Annotated in this window: 17 protein-coding genes; 8 read left to right on the forward strand and 9 right to left on the reverse strand. The window is 47.5% G+C overall.

The window, feature by feature from the left end:
* Positions 1–3: 3 nt before the first annotated feature.
* From QFZ48_RS22945 to QFZ48_RS22970, 6 genes are all read right to left on the reverse strand, one after another.
* On the reverse strand, positions 4–1,065 hold the full coding sequence (locus QFZ48_RS22945) for a hypothetical protein (protein ID WP_429063788.1): 1,062 nt from the start codon (positions 1,063–1,065) through the stop codon (positions 4–6).
* 92 nt (positions 1,066–1,157) lie between these two features.
* Entirely contained in the window at positions 1,158–2,054 is an 897-nt protein-coding gene (locus QFZ48_RS22950) for an aminoglycoside 6-adenylyltransferase (protein ID WP_429063789.1), read from the reverse strand.
* A 30-nt stretch (positions 2,055–2,084) separates the two neighbouring features.
* Entirely contained in the window at positions 2,085–4,733 is a 2,649-nt protein-coding gene (locus QFZ48_RS22955; protein WP_429063790.1) for an ABC transporter permease, read from the reverse strand.
* A 1-nt stretch (position 4,734) separates the two neighbouring features.
* Complete coding sequence (locus QFZ48_RS22960) at positions 4,735–5,067, reverse strand: PadR family transcriptional regulator (protein WP_370911929.1); 333 nt, start codon at positions 5,065–5,067, stop codon at positions 4,735–4,737.
* Positions 5,068–5,223: 156 nt separating this feature from the next.
* A complete protein-coding gene (gap, locus tag QFZ48_RS22965; RefSeq protein WP_429063792.1) occupies positions 5,224–6,204 on the reverse strand; it encodes a type I glyceraldehyde-3-phosphate dehydrogenase in 981 nt (326 codons plus the stop codon).
* 27 nt (positions 6,205–6,231) lie between these two features.
* Positions 6,232–7,233, reverse strand: coding sequence for a GlxA family transcriptional regulator (locus QFZ48_RS22970; RefSeq protein WP_429049320.1), 1,002 nt, complete (start codon positions 7,231–7,233; stop codon positions 6,232–6,234).
* 296 nt (positions 7,234–7,529) lie between these two features.
* On the opposite strand from QFZ48_RS22970, the gene QFZ48_RS22975 reads away from it, so the two are divergent.
* Positions 7,530–8,681 carry an alginate lyase family protein gene (locus QFZ48_RS22975; RefSeq protein ID WP_429063793.1) on the forward strand — a complete coding sequence of 384 codons (1,152 nt, stop codon included), beginning with the start codon at positions 7,530–7,532 and terminating at the stop codon, positions 8,679–8,681.
* A 15-nt stretch (positions 8,682–8,696) separates the two neighbouring features.
* Complete coding sequence (locus QFZ48_RS22980; RefSeq protein ID WP_429063795.1) at positions 8,697–9,053, forward strand: nuclear transport factor 2 family protein; 357 nt, start codon at positions 8,697–8,699, stop codon at positions 9,051–9,053.
* A gap of 12 nt (positions 9,054–9,065) precedes the next feature.
* Here the strand turns inward: QFZ48_RS22980 and QFZ48_RS22985 are convergent, their stop codons facing one another.
* Positions 9,066–9,839, reverse strand: coding sequence for a hypothetical protein (locus QFZ48_RS22985; protein WP_429063797.1), 774 nt, complete (start codon positions 9,837–9,839; stop codon positions 9,066–9,068).
* A gap of 103 nt (positions 9,840–9,942) precedes the next feature.
* On the opposite strand from QFZ48_RS22985, the gene QFZ48_RS22990 reads away from it, so the two are divergent.
* Positions 9,943–10,410 carry a hypothetical protein gene (locus tag QFZ48_RS22990; RefSeq protein ID WP_429063798.1) on the forward strand — a complete coding sequence of 156 codons (468 nt, stop codon included), beginning with the start codon at positions 9,943–9,945 and terminating at the stop codon, positions 10,408–10,410.
* Between the two features lie 39 nt (positions 10,411–10,449).
* On the opposite strand, the gene QFZ48_RS22995 is transcribed toward QFZ48_RS22990, so the two are convergent.
* Entirely contained in the window at positions 10,450–10,776 is a 327-nt protein-coding gene (locus QFZ48_RS22995; RefSeq protein ID WP_370911936.1) for a DMT family transporter, read from the reverse strand.
* A gap of 75 nt (positions 10,777–10,851) precedes the next feature.
* Positions 10,852–11,415: a Crp/Fnr family transcriptional regulator gene (locus QFZ48_RS23000; RefSeq protein ID WP_429049310.1), complete on the reverse strand. Its 564-nt coding sequence runs from the start codon at positions 11,413–11,415 to the stop codon at positions 10,852–10,854.
* 50 nt (positions 11,416–11,465) lie between these two features.
* Between QFZ48_RS23000 and QFZ48_RS23005 the strand changes: the two genes are divergently transcribed.
* From QFZ48_RS23005 to QFZ48_RS23025, 5 genes are all read left to right on the forward strand, one after another.
* Positions 11,466–12,032, forward strand: a complete 567-nt coding sequence (locus tag QFZ48_RS23005) for a Crp/Fnr family transcriptional regulator (RefSeq protein ID WP_429063799.1) — start codon at positions 11,466–11,468, stop codon at positions 12,030–12,032.
* Positions 12,033–12,095: 63 nt separating this feature from the next.
* Positions 12,096–12,908 carry an alpha/beta fold hydrolase gene (locus QFZ48_RS23010; protein ID WP_429063801.1) on the forward strand — a complete coding sequence of 271 codons (813 nt, stop codon included), beginning with the start codon at positions 12,096–12,098 and terminating at the stop codon, positions 12,906–12,908.
* Positions 12,909–13,093: 185 nt separating this feature from the next.
* Positions 13,094–13,684 carry an RNA polymerase sigma factor gene (locus QFZ48_RS23015; RefSeq protein ID WP_429049303.1) on the forward strand — a complete coding sequence of 197 codons (591 nt, stop codon included), beginning with the start codon at positions 13,094–13,096 and terminating at the stop codon, positions 13,682–13,684.
* A gap of 111 nt (positions 13,685–13,795) precedes the next feature.
* The gene (locus tag QFZ48_RS23020; protein WP_429049301.1) at positions 13,796–14,962 is read left to right on the forward strand and encodes a FecR family protein; all 1,167 of its coding nucleotides are present in this window, start codon (positions 13,796–13,798) and stop codon (positions 14,960–14,962) included.
* Positions 14,963–15,229: 267 nt separating this feature from the next.
* Positions 15,230–18,475: a TonB-dependent receptor gene (locus QFZ48_RS23025; RefSeq protein WP_429063802.1), complete on the forward strand. Its 3,246-nt coding sequence runs from the start codon at positions 15,230–15,232 to the stop codon at positions 18,473–18,475.
* The last annotated feature ends 9 nt before the right edge of the window (positions 18,476–18,484 follow it).

The following is an 18,484-nucleotide window of genomic DNA, read 5'->3' on the forward strand; positions in this document are numbered from 1 at the left end:
TTTTTATGAGACAGGCAGCCCATAACTGCGTAACTCACCCTCACCGGTTGTCATCAACAGCATATCATGCACAATCATTACATTGATAATATTGCTGCTGTAGTCAAAGATATAATCCGGGTTGGTAGTAGGATTGCCATCCAGGTTGTACGCTGTAAATTCAATACCCTCTGGCATTACCTCTGCTTTACATCGTAAATCTTTTCTGTCCAGCAACAGCAATCGTCCAAACTGCGAAACCACCAGGATGTTGTGATCATCTACAAAAAATACACTGTAGTTGATATTATCCGGTTCAGCAGCAGGAAAATCTTTGCTGCCATCGAAAATAGCCTCCTGATCCTGCTCGGCTACTTTGGCAATTTCAGGGAAGGAGTAGATGGCTAACGGCCCATCATAATGCGGAGCCATAACAAACTCTTTCCCGGATGGGGCAAAGTTGCCCATGATCATGTCACTGCATTGAGTAAGCTCAGCGAGGGAAATGACACCGTTGTTCAGTTGTAACTGCATCAGGATGGATTTCTCCTGACCAGCAGAGGCTTCGAGCAGGATAATACCATTGTTGGGCGTAGAGTGAAAAGCGTAGGCGTATTGTTGGCTTTCCAGCAGTGGGTAAGAAGCAATTACTTCAAAAGTGGCCGTATCCATTACCTGCAGTTCGTCAGTTTCATTTTCATCACCTGGCAATACATACCAGATCGTTTTATTATCCCTGCCGAAATAACAGGCCGCACCCAGGAACCAGCCCCAGGAGTTATGTTCCACCGAATGTAATACCATGGTCCCTTCTGCATCGAGAATGCGCATATCGGTTATACCCGCAATAGCAATCAGGCGGCCATCAGGGGAGGCGGACAGCTTGCTGCTGACATAGTTCGCATTCCGCCCCTGGATGATTTTTTCCCAGACAATTTCAAGATTGGCATTGAGCTTTGTAATCAGTGGCTGACTCGCAAAGTTCATCAGGATCTCTCCATCCGGCAATGGCACTACGTTTACCGGGTTAGCCGTGAATGTCAGTTTGTTCTTTAATGACAGGTTTATATGCGGAAATTGACTCATGTATTTTGCTTGTAAGTCGCAAAGGTAATACACAACAGCTTTTCCAGCAACCCTGTATTTTTTTATTTAGATTATGCAAAAGGAAAGAGGCATTATTCCTGCGCATAAATCATTTCCGCATCCTTCGGCAACTGCTGTACATGCAACATATAAGCCGTCACATTTCTATCCCAATTTTCCGGATACTCGTAACCCAGCTGCGTTGCAACAAACCTGGCGGAGCTTCTGAAGAGATCCATGGTAGTATACACTGCCTGCCATATATGTTGCAGGTCGGCATCTGAATAAGTGGCCAGCATTTTATCGTAAACTTCCGGCTCTAAGTAACGCTGGTAGAATTTTCCAAACTTGCCGGGGTTGACTGTAAATCCATGACGGCAGCCGATATACCAATCCATCATCTGTATCAATGCCTGGCGAATAATCTGGTTGAGTAATTCCTTGACCAGTATCACTTCTTCGCGCCACAATCCTTTTGTCAGGCCGGCATTGGTATACCAGAATTCATTGCAGCAATCGATGAACGAACGTGCTGATGGCTTTTGTACGATATAACTCAAGTCACTTGCAGGAGGGAGGGGATGATCATTTAACACGCCTTTTTTATCCCATATAACTTTGCAAAGACTATCACTGGTGAAGTGATCCAGTATTTCCAGGGGTACTATTACCAGATCAATACGGTTCCCGTCTTTAAACTGTAGCAGGTAGGAGAATGCGCCTGCCAGTTCCGGTGAAGGTGGGTACAGTTCCATGTCTTCCGGCATCTGCATTATCATTCTTTCTCCAAATACATCCACCCAACTATGATCCTGTACGAATGGGTCGAGACTTTCTACCACATAAATAATATCGTAATCCTGGAAGATATCCTTTGTTACATTAGGATTAGATCGCGATCCATCCTGCAATACAGCCAGTATCTGAGGTGTTCTTTCTGCCACTCCCATTATTAATTCCATCATTTCGGTTTCACTCCTGCTAACCATATTATGCTTAGTTTAATGATATTTCTCCTGTTACTCGCTCTTCAAAACCGCTACCGGGTTGCTCCTCGCGGCCTTTAATGTTTGTGATCCGATCATAATCAACGCGATGAGTAACACCGCCAGTAAGCCTGCGAAAAGCTCGGTGATATGAACGGGTGTATGATAGGGGAAATTCGGGAGCACAACGGCGCTGAAGAAAATGTAAGTTACCGGCAGGGCGATGATCGCCGACACGGAGAGCAGCAATAGAAAGCCACGGCTCAGCAGATATATAAGGTTGCCTATGCTGGCGCCCATCACTTTGCGGATGCCGATCTCTTTTAGTCTTGTTTCGGTAGTGAATACCACCATTCCGAACAACCCCATTGATGCGATGGAAATGGCCAAAACCGAAAGGAAACCAATAATCTTGATCATAGTGGAAAATTCGCTGTATGCATCTTCTATTTCTTCGGTATAAAATTCAGCCGTAAACGGGTGAACACGATCGATCTTCTTCCATATGGATTCGATCCTGGCTAAGGTAGCCGGCATGTCGGTGCTTTGTATCTTGGCGCTGATGATGGCCCTGTCTTCAGGTGTCCAGAAGGTGAAGGCTACCGGTCCGATGAGGTTGTCCACTTTGCCGTAGTGAAAGTCCTGCATTACACCAACAATGGTCATTTTGCGTCCATTCAATATGATTTGTTCCCCGATGGCTTTCCGGGGATTATTGGCGCCTATGTTGAATCGCTTTACCACCTGCTCATTAACGATTACCTCACCAGTGGCCTGGGCGGTGGCCGGCCGGGCAATGAAATTTCCGCCGGCAACGAGTTTATAGTTATGCAGCGGCAAATAGTTTTCATCAACGTGGTTGGTCATGACCAGCACAGAATCCCGCGAGTCTTTGTATTTCATATTACTGCCCCATGCATTCCCAACGCCTGTTGTAATCAGCGACCGGGACAGCGCCGTTACTTCCGGCAGCTCACTGAGTTCCTGGAGCATGGCGTCGGGTTTATTATCCAGCATGTTGATGTTCAGAATATTGGCGGTGCTGAATCCCAGGTCGAATGCCAGTATGTTTTTATACTGCACATAGCCGACGGCGGTAGTGGTAATAAAGATCAGTGTAACGGTGTATTGAATCACCACTAATGCGCGCCTGAAGGTCAGGTGTTTGAACATTTTCACGGAGGAAGCATTTCCGAACGCATTGATCGGACTTACTTTCGAAAAGAATATAGCAGGAATGAATCCGGCGATAACACCTACGGCCACCGCAAAAACGATGAAGGCTGCAATCATGGATGGTGTGAGATCGAGCTTTACGGTACGCTGCATCTCGGGGGCCATGTTGATCAGCATCGGCCGCAATATAAGAAACAGGAGGAAGGAAAGCAGAAGGGAGGCCAGGGAAATCATGACCGCCTCGGCCAGGAACTGCAGCCTCACCTGGCTCTTTCCGGCGCCGATAGCTTTGCGGAGACCTATTTCCTTAATGCGGCGCATTGCGCGTGCTATGGAAAGATTGGTGTAGTTGAAGCAGGCAGACAGTATCACAACAGATGCGAGCCCGCCAAGGATCCAAAGCACCACGGGGGGCATGTGAGGGCCTACAAAGCCAGGCCCACCCTCGGATTGACGGAGGCTCTCTCCAACCACGATGTGATATAAAGGAAGCAGTTCGAGTTGAATCTTTGTATTTTCCTCAGCGAGATTTTCCGTTCCTGCAAGTGCGTTGAGCTGCGACCGGATGGCATCCATGTCGGCATTTTTTGAGGGGAGGACGTACACCGAATGGGACCACATGTTTGTCCATGCGTCAAAATTTTTATCACCTTTATTGGTTTGTTCAGCCGTGGACAATGATACCAGCGCTTCAAAACTGAGATGCGAAAAGAAGGGAACGTCCTTCATAATACCTGTCACCTGGTAAACGGCGGTATCAATCCTGATGGCCTTTCCGAGCGCCGCCTGGTTACCGAACAGTTTTCTTGCTGCCGTTTCAGTGAGCACAACCGAATACGGATCTTTCAGTGCCGTTTCGGGGTTGCCTTCCAGCATCGGAAAAGTAAAAACCCTGAACAGCGAAGGCTCTGCCCAGTAGCCCTGGATGGGAATAATATTGTCTCCTACCTTCGCATCACCCGAAAAGTTGTTGCGCATCGTAGTCACTTCTTCAATACCGCTTACCTTCTCGCGGATGAGCTTTCCCGTCTTTATGGAGGTAGACGCAAACTTGCCGTTTTCTTCACTGTTGGAGGTTAATACGTTGGTGATGCGATAGATCCTGTCGCCATTTTTATGGAACCTGTCGTACGAACGCAGGTCGAGCAGAAACGCGATCAGTAGTAACCCAACGGACATACTGATGGCAAGTCCCAGGATATTGATGAAGGAGAACAACTTGTTGCGCATGATGTTGCGCCCTGATGTTTTAACGTAGCTTCCAATCATAATGCGGTTCGTAAAAAGGTTGACAAATATTGATCTTCGTACCGTATAACTTCTGAAGAATTTGAAGGCGTCAATGATGTAGATCAGCTTTGCACGGCGTGGCCCGATGGATTGTACATTCCGGTCGAAGCATTCGTGGAGGTCGCCCGTAAGGTCTTCCACAAGTCCGGGTTTACAATACCATTCTACAAATCGCTGCGCCCAGGCGGGGGGATGGTGTTGCCGTTGTTCTTTCATGCTACATTTTTTTCCAGGCAAGCGCCGGTATCCTGGCCCACAGCTGATCCCGCATCGATTTAGCGTTGATCAATGCTGCCTGTCCGTGCATCGTGAGTTGATAGAATCTTTTGCGTTTACCGCCACGGGCTTTCGTTGCTTCCCCCAGCTCACTTTTCACAAGTCCCTTTTCTTCAAGACGGTTGAGCACCGAGTGCACTACGCCAAGTTTCACAGAACGGCCGGTATGGTTTGAGAGTTCGTCGCATACCGCTACGCTATATGCTTCGTTTGTCAACGCTGCAATGGTGAGTAGCACCAGTTCTTCAAATTCTCCGAGGTTTGTACCTTTCATTTCCGATATTAATTACGTAAATGTATGTAAAAGGATTTTATTATACATACAAAATGGGAGTAATTAATTTGATCAGGATTAAAACAGGGGAGATAAAAGCAGGAAAAGCCGCACAAATCCTAAGATTCGCGCGGCTTTTCTATTCTATCTATAATCTTATAACGTACTAACCAGTTCAGCTATACGATTAGAGATACCCATCTCATTGTCGTACCATGCCACCACTTTAACGGTATTGCCAATATTTTTTGTCAGCAGGCTGTCCACAATAGAGGAATGGGTGTTACCAAGGATATCAACAGAAACGATGGGGTCTGTGGAATATTCCATTATTCCCGCCAGATCAGTGTCAGCATGATGCTTAAGCAACTCATTTATTTCTGCTGCGGAGGCAGACTTTGACAGGTTAAGCGTCAGTTCTGCAATAGAGCCGTCTATAACCGGTACCCTGTAGGAAAAGCCGTCCAGCTTACCTTTAAGATCCGGTAGTACGTCTCCTATTGCCTTGGCAGCACCCGTAGTGGTGGGGATGATCGATTGTGTGGCTGCCCTGGCCCTGCGCAGGTCTTTATGCGGACCATCCTGTAACATCTGATCCATCGTAAATGCGTGTATGGTAGTCATAAAGCCGGATTCAACACCATAGGCGTTATGCAGTACATGTAAAACCGGGGCGATACAGTTGGTGGTGCAGGATGCCGTGGACAGAATGGTATCTTCCGGGCTGATGATATTATTGTTAACGCCATCTACAATGGTTTTCACACCACCACTTGCAGGCGCCGTGATCAGCACTTTTTTTGCACCGGCCGTAATATGCGCCTGTGCCTGTTCCTTCGCGGTAAAGCGTCCGGTAGATTCAATGACAACCGCTACTTCCAGCTCCTTCCAGGGCAGGTTTTCCGGGTTTCGTTCATTCAATAACCGGATATGGTTACCATTGATCACCAGGTCGTTATTATTTACTGCAACTGTTCCGGGAAACTTACCGTGTGCCGAATCAAATCGGAAAAGATGTGCCAGCGTATTAATATCTGCGAGATCGTTGATGGCAACTACTTCAGCGCCTGGTTGGGCAAGGAGTGCCCGCATGGTCATTCTTCCTATCCGGCCGAATCCATTGATAGCAATTTTCATGATATCCAATTTTATAAGATGAATAAATTAATCGGTATGCAGTGCAGTACGGAAAGTACTGCGATAAGTGCCGGGTGATATTTCCAGGTGACGCAGGAATACCCTGCGCATGGAAACGAGGCCGCCCAGACCACATCTAACGGCTATTTCCTCCAGGGAGAGCGCGGAGTTTTCGAGGTAATTGCGCGCCATTTCTACTCTTAATTTCTCGAGGAATTTAGCAGGAGTGAAGGCTGTTTCTTTCAGAAATACCCGGGCAAAATTACGGGCACTCATATTGCATTGAGCTGCCATTTCCTCCACACTGATGTTTTCGTGCAGGTGTTCCAGTAACCAGGGACGTAATTGTACCAACAACGGAGACACCAGCTCATAGCCCGGCAGCAAACCGCCAAATTGTTTCTGATTCCCCGGCCGCTTCAGGTGTATAACCAGTTTCCTGGCAACCCGCAGCGCAATGTCCCGGCCATAGTCTTCCTCCACCATTGCGAGCGACAAGTCCATGCCGGAGGTAACACCTCCAGCGGTGTAGATATTGCCGTCTTTTATAAAAAACGGAGTAGTATCTACTATAATATCAGGGTATTGGCGCTGCAGGTCATCATTACGCTCCCAGTGTGTTGTAGCACGCCTGTTATGTAACAGTCCGGCTTTAGCCAGCACAAATGTGGCCACACATACGCCTGCTATTCTCCTGATCTTCGGTGCATGCCTGGTCAGCCAGTGATAAAACTGATCTGAATCCGGTTGGTTTTCCAGTCGCGCCCCAATCAGCATCAGGGTATCTATCTCCCGGTCTATTTCATGCACCGTGGTGGCAGCCACCAACCTGGCGGAACTGTTAAGTTGCAGGTCCTTCTTGTTAGTGGCACTTGCCAACACTACTTCATATCCTTTGGAATGCCCCCCGGATTCCGCTTCCAGCATCTGCTGCGCAAAGGAAAACACATCTGCCGGGCCAGCCAACGTCAGCAATCTGCTGCCGGGAAGGACAACAATAACAACAAGTTTGGAAGTATTGGTAGCCATGATGCGCTGCTTTGTGACCACAAAAATACAACCGAATCGGCGTGGCTGCAATGACAAAAATTATACAGTTTCTGCCAAACCGGGTTCTTTGGTGATAATCATTACGTTAAATTCCCGTTCTATATGTCGGCTATAGTAAAAAGAAAACAGCCCGTATAGTTATCATGTTTTTTTAATTGTCATTATTACAATTATATTTGCCGCACATATATAGTTCATTTCCTATGAGAACAACTCGACTTTGCTGGTTTACTGCAGTTTTTACCTTGTTATATTTAATGGCATGCAGGAAAGATATGTCAACGAAAACGCAGAAACTGGCGCTTAACGACCATGATACCGCTTTTGTACATCCCGGGCTATTGCATAAACAAGCCGACCTGGATCGTATGAAAACAAAAGTGGCGGAGAAGGCAGAGCCCTGGATGTCCGGTTGGAACAAGTTACTTACCAACTCACACGCAGCCCTCACCTGGCAGCCGAATCCGGCTGATACCATTTACAGGGGCAGAGACGGTGTTCACCCGGAAAATTACCCGCGGCTGTATAATGATATCGCCGCAGCCTACGCCACTGCCTTACGATGGAAGATTTCAGGAGAAAAATCCTATGCCGATAAATCCATAGAGATCATGAATGCCTGGTCAGCCAGGTTGAAAGGACTCGGCGGCAATAACGATGTGAACCTCGCCGCCGGTTTGTATGGATACCAGTTTGCCAATGCAGCGGAAATCATGCGGTCGTATAATGGCTGGGCAGCGGCCGATTTCACCCGTTTCCAGCAAATGATGCTGCATGTTTTTTATCCGTTAAATCATAACTTTATTACAAGAAAGGAGAGATGTATGAGCCATTTCTACGCCAACTGGGACCTTTGCGTGATGAACTCCCTGCTGGCTATCGGTGTGCTTTGTGATAACCGGGACATCTACAATGACGCCATCAGTTATTTTAAATCCGGTGCCGGTAATGGTGCTATTGGAAATGCGGTATATTTTATTCACCCGGGAGGACTGGGGCAGTGGCAGGAGAGTGGCCGCGACCAGGGCCATGCTACATTGGGTATTGGTCTGATGGGCGCCTTTTGTGAGATGGCATGGAACCAGGGGCAGGACCTGTACGGCTATGATGATAACCGCTTTCTCAAAGGTGCTGAATACGTAGCAAAATATAATCTCGGCGATTCCGTACCATACGTTACCTACAGCAATTGCGTAGGCGTTATCCAACCGGTAATCAGCAGCGGGGGAAGAGGTAATATGCGGCCCATCTGGGAACTGGTATATAATCACTATGTGAACCGTAAAGGCCTTGCGGCGCCGAACTGCCAACGGATGGCACAGGCAGTAAGACCGGAAGGCGGTGGTGGTAACTATGGGCCCAACAGTGGCGGTTATGACCAGTTGGGGTATGGTACGCTTACCTGTTCTTTAGATCCTGTTAAATAAGTAAACCAGTAATACATGAATCCGGATAATAAAGCCATACTGGAAAAAGCAAATGCAGCTATCACTAAAGGCGATAATGAGGGGTTCCTGTCGTTCTGTACAGACGATACGGAATGGACATTTGTAGGCGACAAAACCCTGCGGGGAAAGGAAGCTGTTCGACAATACATGGCTACGGCATACCTGGAGCCGCCCAGGTTCATGGTCGAAGCCCTCATCGCCGAAGGGGAGTTTGTTACAGCAACCGGCAAAATAAGCATGAAGGACGAAAACGGCATTATGGTCGATTACGATTACTGCGACCTATGGCGGTTTCGTGATGGTAAGATGGCTGCATTAAAGGCGTTCGTCATAGCAACCGGGTCAAGATAAAAATCCCGGTTATCAGGTATATTCAAAACAAATCACCGCCTTCTTTACCTGATCATTATGAAATAAATAGAGCTGATCTGCGGCATTTTCCTGGAAATGGTATCCTTCCATACAGGCTATGTAGTTAAAAAGGCTTCCATCTGCATTCACAGGCTTTTCCATCAGGTTGTTACCCGTGTATTGGCATTCTTCAAGGGGAAGATGACCGGTATTAATTTCATCTATTACCCCGTTGATTTTTTTGCCGATAATTTCTGACATGTAATCTGAAGGTGCATCGTTCCGTAAATCATCCGCAGTGAGTTTCAGCAGCCGTTCTAATCTCCTGATGTCGTCTACCGTTAGTCCCGGCCGGTCGAAATCCCGGTCATATAATTCTCCGAATTTTTTATAATACGACTTCTTTAACTGATACATCGCATCGTTAAAATTAAATTGGATCTCTTCGTCGCTATATTCCAGGTGGTAGTTTTCCGGCGAAATTTCAGTGGAAACGCTAAAATATTCCCACGGCGCGTCAAACTTATATTTACCATCTATAATATCAAAACCAAGCATATCGCACCTGGTATAGTCGGTATGAAAAGAGGTGGTGTTTTCGCCTAACCGGCCGTTGTATATCTCTTTTACCGATACAAAATGCAGCCACTGATCTTTTCCCTGGGGCAGGAACTGCAAATTAACAGAACACAACGGCAGGAAATATTTCCTGTGATTTTCTATATCACCATAAAAAACATCCTCATATTCCGGAAATATTTTAATGAAGTTTGCTGGTATTTCCATTAACGCCTGATTTTATCTATTTGAATTATTAAAGATAGTTTTTTACCTGTTGATTGTAATGTTAAATGAATATTGTATTATACTTGCTATTCAATGAACCTTTATGACAAGCCAGGAGAAGATCGCTTTTAAAGCCAGGTTAAAACAGGCAGGGCTGCAGTTAATATCCGAACGTATTGCCATGGCGAAATCGGCCGGGGACCGCGCACAGGAGGCTGCGAATGGTGAAGATAAAAGTTCGGCGGGGGATAAATATGAAACAGGAAGAGCAATGGGCCACCTGGAGAAAAATATGTATGCACGGCAACAGGCGGAGCATGTAAAGGAACTGGCAAGGTTGCAGCAGGTAAATACGGATAGTATTTATACCACCCCGCAAACAGGCGCCCTGGTACAATGTGCAGAGCAGTCTTTTTTTATTGCAGCAGGACTGGGCAGGCAACTGATAGATGAGCAGACCATCTTTTTCCTGTCTCCCTATACACCCCTGGCGGAATTATTGCTGCAAAAAAAAGCGGGAGATCAATTCCTGTTCAATAAAGAAGAAATAACGATCCTCACAATTTATTAGGCGCTTTTTTGCAACAATAATTTTCACCGGCTGATATCGCTAATGTGAGGCCGCTTTCAGCCCAACAATAGATCCTATTAATGTTGCTATAAAGAACAGTCTCCAGAAATGAGCGGGTTCGTTAAAAACAAAAATACCCATCAAGGCAGTGCCCACTGCGCCGATACCTGTCCATACCGCATAGGCCGTTCCCAGGGGCAGGTTTTGGGTAGCCTTCATCAGCAAAAGCATACTGGCCACCAGTGAGAACAGGAAAGCGCCATACCACAAATACATGGTGGTGCCTGTTGATTCCTTTGCTTTTCCAAGGCTGGAGGTAAATGCCACCTCGAACAAGCCAGCGATGATTAAAATAATCCAGTTCATGATAATTGATTTAGAGTAGCTAAGGTCGCATGTTGCCGGCAGTAAAAATTTTACAAATGATAAAAACTTTGAAATCTATTTTAATTCAGACCTGATCCTGCTCAAACTGACCTGTGTCATACCGAGATAAGAGGCGATATGACCAAGTTGTACCCGCTGCAGTAATTCCGGATCAGTTGTCATCAGTTCTTTGTAGCGTTCCATGGCTGTTCTGCACTGCCTGAAAATAAGCCGTTCTTCTATTTTTATCAATTCCTGCTCCGCAAATTTTCGCCCCCAATTAGCGATGTGAATATCTTTATTAAACAGCTTACGCAAATGATCCGTATTTAATTCATACAGGTCGCATGATTCCAGCAATTCTATGGTTTCATATCCTTTTTGATTGTCCACATAGTTTTTCATAGAGATAACAGCGTCGCCTTCTTTTCCAAACCAGAAAGTTACTTCTTCCTCACCCGGATTGGCGTATGCCCGTACCACACCTTTCGCTATGAAATACATTTTAGATTCTATCCTGTTCACTTTAAATAAAACATGTCCTTTAGGATAGGTTATTTCGTAAATATTTTCTTTTAGTAAGACTTTTGATTTTTCCGGCAACGGATATATGCTGTCAATTATATTGTCTATATTCATAAGGCGCCTGCGTTAAAAAGTGAATATACTATATATTAAGAATTGAATTTATGGAGCGATATGAGTTTTTCCGGCAATTTCATGATATCAGTATAGCCGATTATCAACTGCTGACGGATAGTCTTGGCGTAAGGTCGTTTAAGAAAGGGGCGTTCATTACGGTGCCGGGGCAGGTTCAACGCGAGCTGTACTTTGTGAAAAGCGGTGTGCAGATGTCGTACTTTGATACGGGCGACAAGATCTATACACTTGCCTTTACTTATTTCCCTTATCTATGCGCCATAGCAGCATCTTTTTCGTTCCAGGAACCTTCGAAATACTTTTTAACCTGTTTAACCGACAGTGAACTCGAGTATATTACTTACGATGACCTGCAGAAACTGATCGATCAATCGCAGCAAATAGAACGGCTTTTCAGGCGGATGACAGAAGCCATGTTAGCAGGTATGATTGACCTGCATATTGACCTGCGTGCCATGACCATTGAAGAACGATATAAAACGTTTTGCAGGAAAAACCCCGACCTGCTTCAACTGGTGCCCCACAAGTACATCGCGTCTTACCTGGGGATAGATCCCACTAATTTCAGCAAGCTGTTTAACAACGTTATATTCTGATGTTGGTGTATACCAAGATTTGTTTGCCGGCAAGAAGCGAATTTAGCAGGCAAATAAACAGCTATGCAGATCTCAGAAAAATATACGATCCATGGGAATTATGCGGAGGTGAATGGACTAAAGATGTATTATGAAATACACGGAGAAGGAAAGCCGCTCCTGCTGTTACCGGGAGCACTTTCCGGAATCGGCACTGCATTTGGAAAGCTAATTCCGCTACTCGCCGGGGAGAGACAGGTGATCGCCGTTGAGTTTCAGGGATACGGGCATACCACTGACATCCCGGAACGTCCGCTTTCTTATGAGCAATTTGCGGATGATGTGATTGCTTTACTCGGTGTGCTGAATATATCACAAACAGATATTTTCGGCTATAGCACGGGAGCAGGTGTAGCGCTGCAGGTGGCTATCCGCCAACCGGGCGCCGTCAGAAAACTGATATTGGCCTCCGTCAGCTACAACAGCAGCGGACGCCATCCGGATCTTAGCATCCTGTTTACCCCGGAAGTGATGAACGAAGCGCTGAAGGGGAGCCCTTATGAAGCGGAGTACCTGAGCACAGCCGCCCGACCGGGAGATTGGTCTGCGCTTCTTGCCAAGGTGAGAGCGTTTGAACAAACGGTGCAGGATTGGCCTGCAGCTGACATCAGGAATATTAAGGCGCCTGCCCTGATTATAGCCGGCGACGCGGATATTGTCCGGCCGGAGCATGTGCTGGACTTGTATAAATTATTGGGTGGTGGGAGCCTGGGGGAATTGTCGATGCCCGCATCGCAACTTGCCATATTGCCCGGAACCATGCATACCGCGTTAACCCAAAGGACTGATTTACTCATGGCAATGATTCCTGGTTTCCTGGACACAGAAATAATGTAGCGAATACTTTACGAATGCCTATACCATGGGTAGGCTATGTGTAACCAATGGGGTTCGCATGGACTTCTGATGCACTTCCAATGCACTACTCATGGACTCCCCATGCACTTCCTATACACTATGCCCACTCCGATTTCCCGTAGAATCCACTTTTCTAATTCCCAATTTTATTACATTTATGCCAAATGGGGGATTCCACGATCACTGAAGCAGAATACCTGGAGCGGCTCCGGAAGGGCGATGTAGCCGCATATATGCAGCTGTACGACCAATACAATGGGCACGTGTATGGATGGGTGCTTCGTTTTGTGAAAGTACCCGCTTATGCGGAAGACATTGTACAGGACGTATTCCTGAAAATATGGGAAGTCCGCGACCGGCTGGACCCTGCGCAATCTTTTCCCGCTTATCTTTATAAAATCAGCCGTAACAAAACTTTTACTTTCCTAAAAAAGAATGCTTCCGACGAAGCTACCCGCCTTCAGATCATGCAGCGGATCGGCGAAATAACAGAATCGCCCTATCACCAGACGCTGTGGGCCCAGTACCAGCAAATGCTCAACAACGCTATCACCCAACTGCCTTCCCAGCGGCAAAAGGTGTTTGTGCTGTGCCGGCAGGAAGGCAAAAGCTATGAGGAGGCCGCAAAGGAGCTGGGCATTTCCCGTAATACTGTGAAAGAACACATGGTGATGGCGCTGAAGGATATCAAAGCGTATTTCTACCGGCACGGCGACCTCTCCCTGGCCATACTGCTTTTCCTACACCGGCTCTGACACCGGCTGTTTATATAATAATAAAAATTATTTATTCACCCACCCACCCTCTTTTTTCCGGCGACAGTATATATTACAAGCAGGTCCACGTACTGCGTACAAAACTGATACATGCCACAGGAAAAAGATCATTACCAGCAACTGCTGCGGCGCTTTCTTGACAATAACTGCACTCCCGCGGAAACCAGGGAGCTGTTCGACTTCCTGCAGCAGGACGCATCCAACCGTTTGCTGCTGGAGGAAATGAATGCTTCGTTTGGCCTGCCCGCTCCTGAAGTGCAAGGGCCCTGGCGCGACCGGGTAAGAGAAAAACTGCTGCTTGCCGCGCAACCCGTGAAGGTAATCCCACTCTATAAAAAATGGCTGCCGAAAGTGGCGGCGGCGGTGCTGTTGCTGGCAGTCGCCACTTTTGCGTGGCAGTATTCCCGCACCACAAAAATTGCAGCACCCACAGTCACATTGGCCAGCACCTCGAAGGATGCTATGCCGGGCGGCAGCAAGGCGACGCTCACCCTGGCCAATGGCGCCACAGTAGTGCTCGACAGCGCCGCTCATGAAGTGATCCCCAGTCAGGGTACGGCAAAAGTGATCCGGATAAACGGACAATTAAAATATGAAGCAGGCCAGGTGGCAGATGCTGCCGTGGTGTATAATACACTGGCCACACCACGGGGTGGTCAGTTCAAAATAGAGTTGCCGGATGGTACGATGGTATGGCTCAATGCAGCATCATCCCTGCGTTTCCCGACTGCGTTTAACGGGAAAGAGCGCACGGTGATACTCAACGGCGAAGGCTACTTTGAAGTGGCACACCGGGATAATATGCCGTTTAAAGTACAGCTGGGCAGCGGCGTAGTAGAGGTGCTGGGCACCCGCTTTAATATTATGGCTTACCAGAATGAAGCAAACGTAAAAACCACCTTGTTACAGGGCGCGGTGAAAGTGAGTCATAACAGTCAGCGTGTTCGCCTTGTTCAGGGGCAGCAGGCCAGTTGGGCGGCCGGTGGCAGCAGTATCACCGTTGGGCCGGCAGATACCGACGAAGCAGTGTCCTGGAAAGAAGGCTATTTCCAGTTCAACAGGGCGCCGCTGACGGATGTAATGCGGCAGCTGCAGCGATGGTATGATGTGGAAGTTCGTTATGAAGGCAATACCGGAAAAAGAGAGTTCTGGGGCAAGATACCGAGGAATGTGCGGCTGAGTGAAGCGCTCAAAATACTGGAGCTTAGCAGCATTCAATATTCCATGAAAGGCGATACTATTATTATTCACCAATAAAAACAATCAACAATCAACAACCAACAACCAACAGTGTCCACTTATGAAATGACAGCAATGGTAATATAACCAAAAACGGAAGTGTCGTTACCACCTCCGTTTTGTTCAGGTTATCATTACAATAATTCCGTGTATGAAAGATTGATTATCTCACCTAAACAATTCCAATTTATGCAATTATCAGGTCTCTTCAAAAACCTGAGCGAGAAACATTTTCCTGTTACCAGGCGATTCCGCCTTTTACCGGGCAGAAAAATCAGGCTCATTATGAAACTGACATACTTTCTTTTACTGGCATGTTTTTGCCAGGTACGCGCCAGCAGTAGTTACGCGCAAAAGGTCACGCTTCATGAAAAAAACGTATCCCTCGAACACCTGATCAGGAATATTGAGCGGCAGTCGGGCTACGTATTTTTTCTTGACTATGCACTGCTGGATCCTGCAAAAAAGGTCAGCGTAGATATTACGGAGGGCACATTACAGGACGCGATAAACCTTTGTATCCGGCAGTTTGCGCTGACTTATACCATCGTAGGCAAAACGATTGTTGTAAAACAAAAAACGTACGAGGCGGCCGATCCCGCCATTGAGGTGCGTGGTAAGGTAACGGATGCCGATGGCAAACCGGTTCCGGGCGTATCCGTTTCGGTGCCGGGAACCAAACAAGGCACGGTTACGAATGATAGCGGCGACTTTATATTATCGGTGCTGCCTACAGCCACCCTGCATTTCAGCATGATTGGCTACAAGGCAACAGATGTTGCGGTAAATGGACGTAAAACTATTACGGTAGTTATCACGATGGAGAATACTGCCCTGAGTGATTTTATCGTGGTAGGTTATGGCACACAACGCCGGGGAGATGTAACCGGCGCTATCGCTTCGGTAAACACCAAAACGCTGGAAGGAACACCTATCCGCTCTGTGGATCAGGCATTGCAGGGCAGGGTAGCGGGTGTTACCTTTGTGCAGAACTCTGGTATGCCCGGCGCAGGATCTTCTATCCGCGTGCGTGGTGGTAACTCCATCAATGGCAGCAATGAACCATTGTATGTGATAGATGGTGTGCCGGTATTTGCGGATCAGGGCAGCGATGGTACATCGCTTAACCCACTGAACAGTATCAGTCCTACCGATATCGCCTCCATTGAAATATTGAAAGATGCTTCGGCAACGGCGATTTATGGTTCACGCGGGGGCAACGGCGTAGTGCTCATCACCACTTCCCGCGGGCAACGCGGCGATTCGCGCGTTACATTTGATTCCTATTACGGCTCGCAGCAGGTGCTCAAAAAATATTCGCTGCTGAATGCGGCGCAGTTTGAGCAGCTGGCCAATGAAGCCAGTGTTGCTGAAAACGGTCCCGAATTATATGATCTCAGCAAAACTCCCGCCACTACCGACTGGCAGGACGCGATCTTCAGAACGGCTCCCATACAAAGCTATTCCCTGTCATTTTCCGGCGGCGATCCAAAGACCCGCTTCCTGGTTACCGCCAACTATTTTGACCAGCAGGGTATTGTGCGGGCGTCTGATCTGAAGCGGTATTCGCTGCGCGCTAATCTTGATAAAGATATCCGGGATAATGTTAAACTCGGCAGTAGTCTCACCATCAGTAATGTGCGCACCAACCGGGTGAATAGTTCTTCCCTGTTTACAATGGCCACTACCGCACCCAATCTCCCTATATATCAGCCCGATGGCAGTTATACGGAAGTGAACAACCAGGGGGCGCCTTTCGATAACCCGGTGGCGTTGATCGAAAACTATAAGAACTATAACAACGTTTACCGTACACTTGGAAATGTATACGCCAGTATCGACATCATCAAAGGGCTTACTTTCAAAACGCTCTGGGGCGCCGACGTTAGCTTCGCCCGCAATGATACTTACCTTCCGCAAGCCGTGTATTCCGGATCACAGCTGGGCGGAAATGCAGCAGTATCCACCAATCAAACCTTTACATGGTTAAACGAAAATACGCTTAACTACACGATGAACCGTGACGGGCATCAGCTCAACCTGCTCGGTGGTTTCACCCAGCAAAGTTCTTCTTATCAGTCGCTCGGTGCAGAAGCACAAGGTTTCCTGAACGATAACCTCGGCACCAACGCATTGGGCAATGCGGCCTCTGTGCAACCTTCTTCTTCCAGCATTGCCAGGTGGGCGCTGCTTAGCTATCTCGGCAGGATCAACTATAGCTTCCGGAACAAATACCTGCTTACACTCACCGGCCGGTACGATGGCTCTTCGCGTTTTGGGAAAAACAACCGCTTCGGTTTTTTCCCTTCGGCAGCAGTGGGCTGGAAGCTGGACCAGGAGCCTTTCATACGCGACCTGCATGTTTTCAGTAACCTGAAATTAAGGGTGAGTCATGGCCTCACCGGCAACCAGGACGGCATCGGCAATTATCCTTCACTCGACCTGATGGGCAAGGCTAACTATTCCATCGGCGGCGTGAATGTGATAGGGCTTACGCCTTCACAGGTAGGCAACCCGGATCTGCGCTGGGAATCTACCGCGCAATCGGATATCGGTCTTGAATTCGGATTCTTTGATAACAGGCTGACTTTTATCACAGATGTGTACTATAAAAAAACAAGCGACCTGTTGTTGTATGTGAAAATTCCTACCACGTCGGGTTTTTCCACTTCACTGCAAAACAGGGGACAGGTAGAAAACAAAGGGATAGAGTTCACGGTAAATGCTACGCCGCTGGAAAAGGATCTCCGCTGGGAAACCGGTTTTAATATTTCTTTCAACAGGAACAAAGTGCTGGACCTTGCCGGTGCCGAACGCCTCTTTGCAGGCCAGGGACCTAACCAATCCACCATTGTGCAGGTGGGACAGCCGTTAGGCACTTTCTTCGGCTTTGCCAGTGATGGCATTTTTAAGTCGAAGGAAGAAGTGGATGCTTCTGCCCAAAAAACTGCCAAACCTGGTGATATCCGCTTCATGGATGTAAACGGCGACAAAAAGATCAACGACGACGACCGCGTATTACTGGGTAACGCACAGCCGAAATTCTCTTTCGGATTCAGCAATACATTTTCCTTGAAAGGATTCGACCTGATGGTGCTGCTCCAGGGCGTTTACGGTAACAAGCTGTATAACGTTAACACCAGTACGCTGGAAAATCTTACCGGCCTGCAAAACCAGAGCACTACCACGCTTAACCGCTGGACGCCCGAAAACACCAACACGAATATTCCGCGTGCTACCACCGTGAAGCCAACCGCCCGTTCGTGGGACCGGATGGTGGAAGACGGCTCTTACATGCGGGTGAAAACGGTACAGTTGGGATACAATCTGCCGCAGGCAAACCTGCAACGCATCAAACTCGCTGCATTGAAGGTATATGTGAATGTACAGAACCTGTTCACCATCACCAACTACTCGGGGCTTGATCCGGAAGTAAGCCGTTATGGGTCAGACAATGTAAGCCCGGGCTTCGACTCCGGCGCTTACCCGAACGCACGTACGATTTCTTTTGGTATTAATGCCAGCTTCTAATCAAAATCA

It is taken from the genome of Chitinophaga sp. W2I13 (assembly GCF_050434005.1).
Lineage (GTDB): Bacteria > Bacteroidota > Bacteroidia > Chitinophagales > Chitinophagaceae > Chitinophaga.

Excerpts from the sequence above, each read along its gene's own strand:
- QFZ48_RS22945 (WP_429063788.1), bottom strand. The coding sequence starts at position 1,065 with ATGAGTCAATTTCCGCATATAAACCTGTCATTAAAGAACAAACTGACA.
- QFZ48_RS22950 (WP_429063789.1), bottom strand. The coding sequence starts at position 2,054 with ATGGTTAGCAGGAGTGAAACCGAAATGATGGAATTAATAATGGGAGTG.
- QFZ48_RS22955 (WP_429063790.1), bottom strand. The coding sequence starts at position 4,733 with ATGAAAGAACAACGGCAACACCATCCCCCCGCCTGGGCGCAGCGATTT.
- QFZ48_RS22960 (WP_370911929.1), bottom strand. The coding sequence starts at position 5,067 with ATGAAAGGTACAAACCTCGGAGAATTTGAAGAACTGGTGCTACTCACC.
- gap (WP_429063792.1), bottom strand. The coding sequence starts at position 6,204 with ATGAAAATTGCTATCAATGGATTCGGCCGGATAGGAAGAATGACCATG.
- QFZ48_RS22970 (WP_429049320.1), bottom strand. The coding sequence starts at position 7,233 with ATGGCTACCAATACTTCCAAACTTGTTGTTATTGTTGTCCTTCCCGGC.
- QFZ48_RS22975 (WP_429063793.1), top strand. The coding sequence starts at position 7,530 with ATGTCAACGAAAACGCAGAAACTGGCGCTTAACGACCATGATACCGCT.
- QFZ48_RS22980 (WP_429063795.1), top strand. The coding sequence starts at position 8,697 with ATGAATCCGGATAATAAAGCCATACTGGAAAAAGCAAATGCAGCTATC.
- QFZ48_RS22985 (WP_429063797.1), bottom strand. The coding sequence starts at position 9,839 with ATGGAAATACCAGCAAACTTCATTAAAATATTTCCGGAATATGAGGAT.
- QFZ48_RS22990 (WP_429063798.1), top strand. The coding sequence starts at position 9,943 with ATGACAAGCCAGGAGAAGATCGCTTTTAAAGCCAGGTTAAAACAGGCA.
- QFZ48_RS22995 (WP_370911936.1), bottom strand. The coding sequence starts at position 10,776 with ATGAACTGGATTATTTTAATCATCGCTGGCTTGTTCGAGGTGGCATTT.
- QFZ48_RS23000 (WP_429049310.1), bottom strand. The coding sequence starts at position 11,415 with ATGAATATAGACAATATAATTGACAGCATATATCCGTTGCCGGAAAAA.
- QFZ48_RS23005 (WP_429063799.1), top strand. The coding sequence starts at position 11,466 with ATGGAGCGATATGAGTTTTTCCGGCAATTTCATGATATCAGTATAGCC.
- QFZ48_RS23010 (WP_429063801.1), top strand. The coding sequence starts at position 12,096 with ATGCAGATCTCAGAAAAATATACGATCCATGGGAATTATGCGGAGGTG.
- QFZ48_RS23015 (WP_429049303.1), top strand. The coding sequence starts at position 13,094 with ATGGGGGATTCCACGATCACTGAAGCAGAATACCTGGAGCGGCTCCGG.
- QFZ48_RS23020 (WP_429049301.1), top strand. The coding sequence starts at position 13,796 with ATGCCACAGGAAAAAGATCATTACCAGCAACTGCTGCGGCGCTTTCTT.
- QFZ48_RS23025 (WP_429063802.1), top strand. The coding sequence starts at position 15,230 with ATGAAACTGACATACTTTCTTTTACTGGCATGTTTTTGCCAGGTACGC.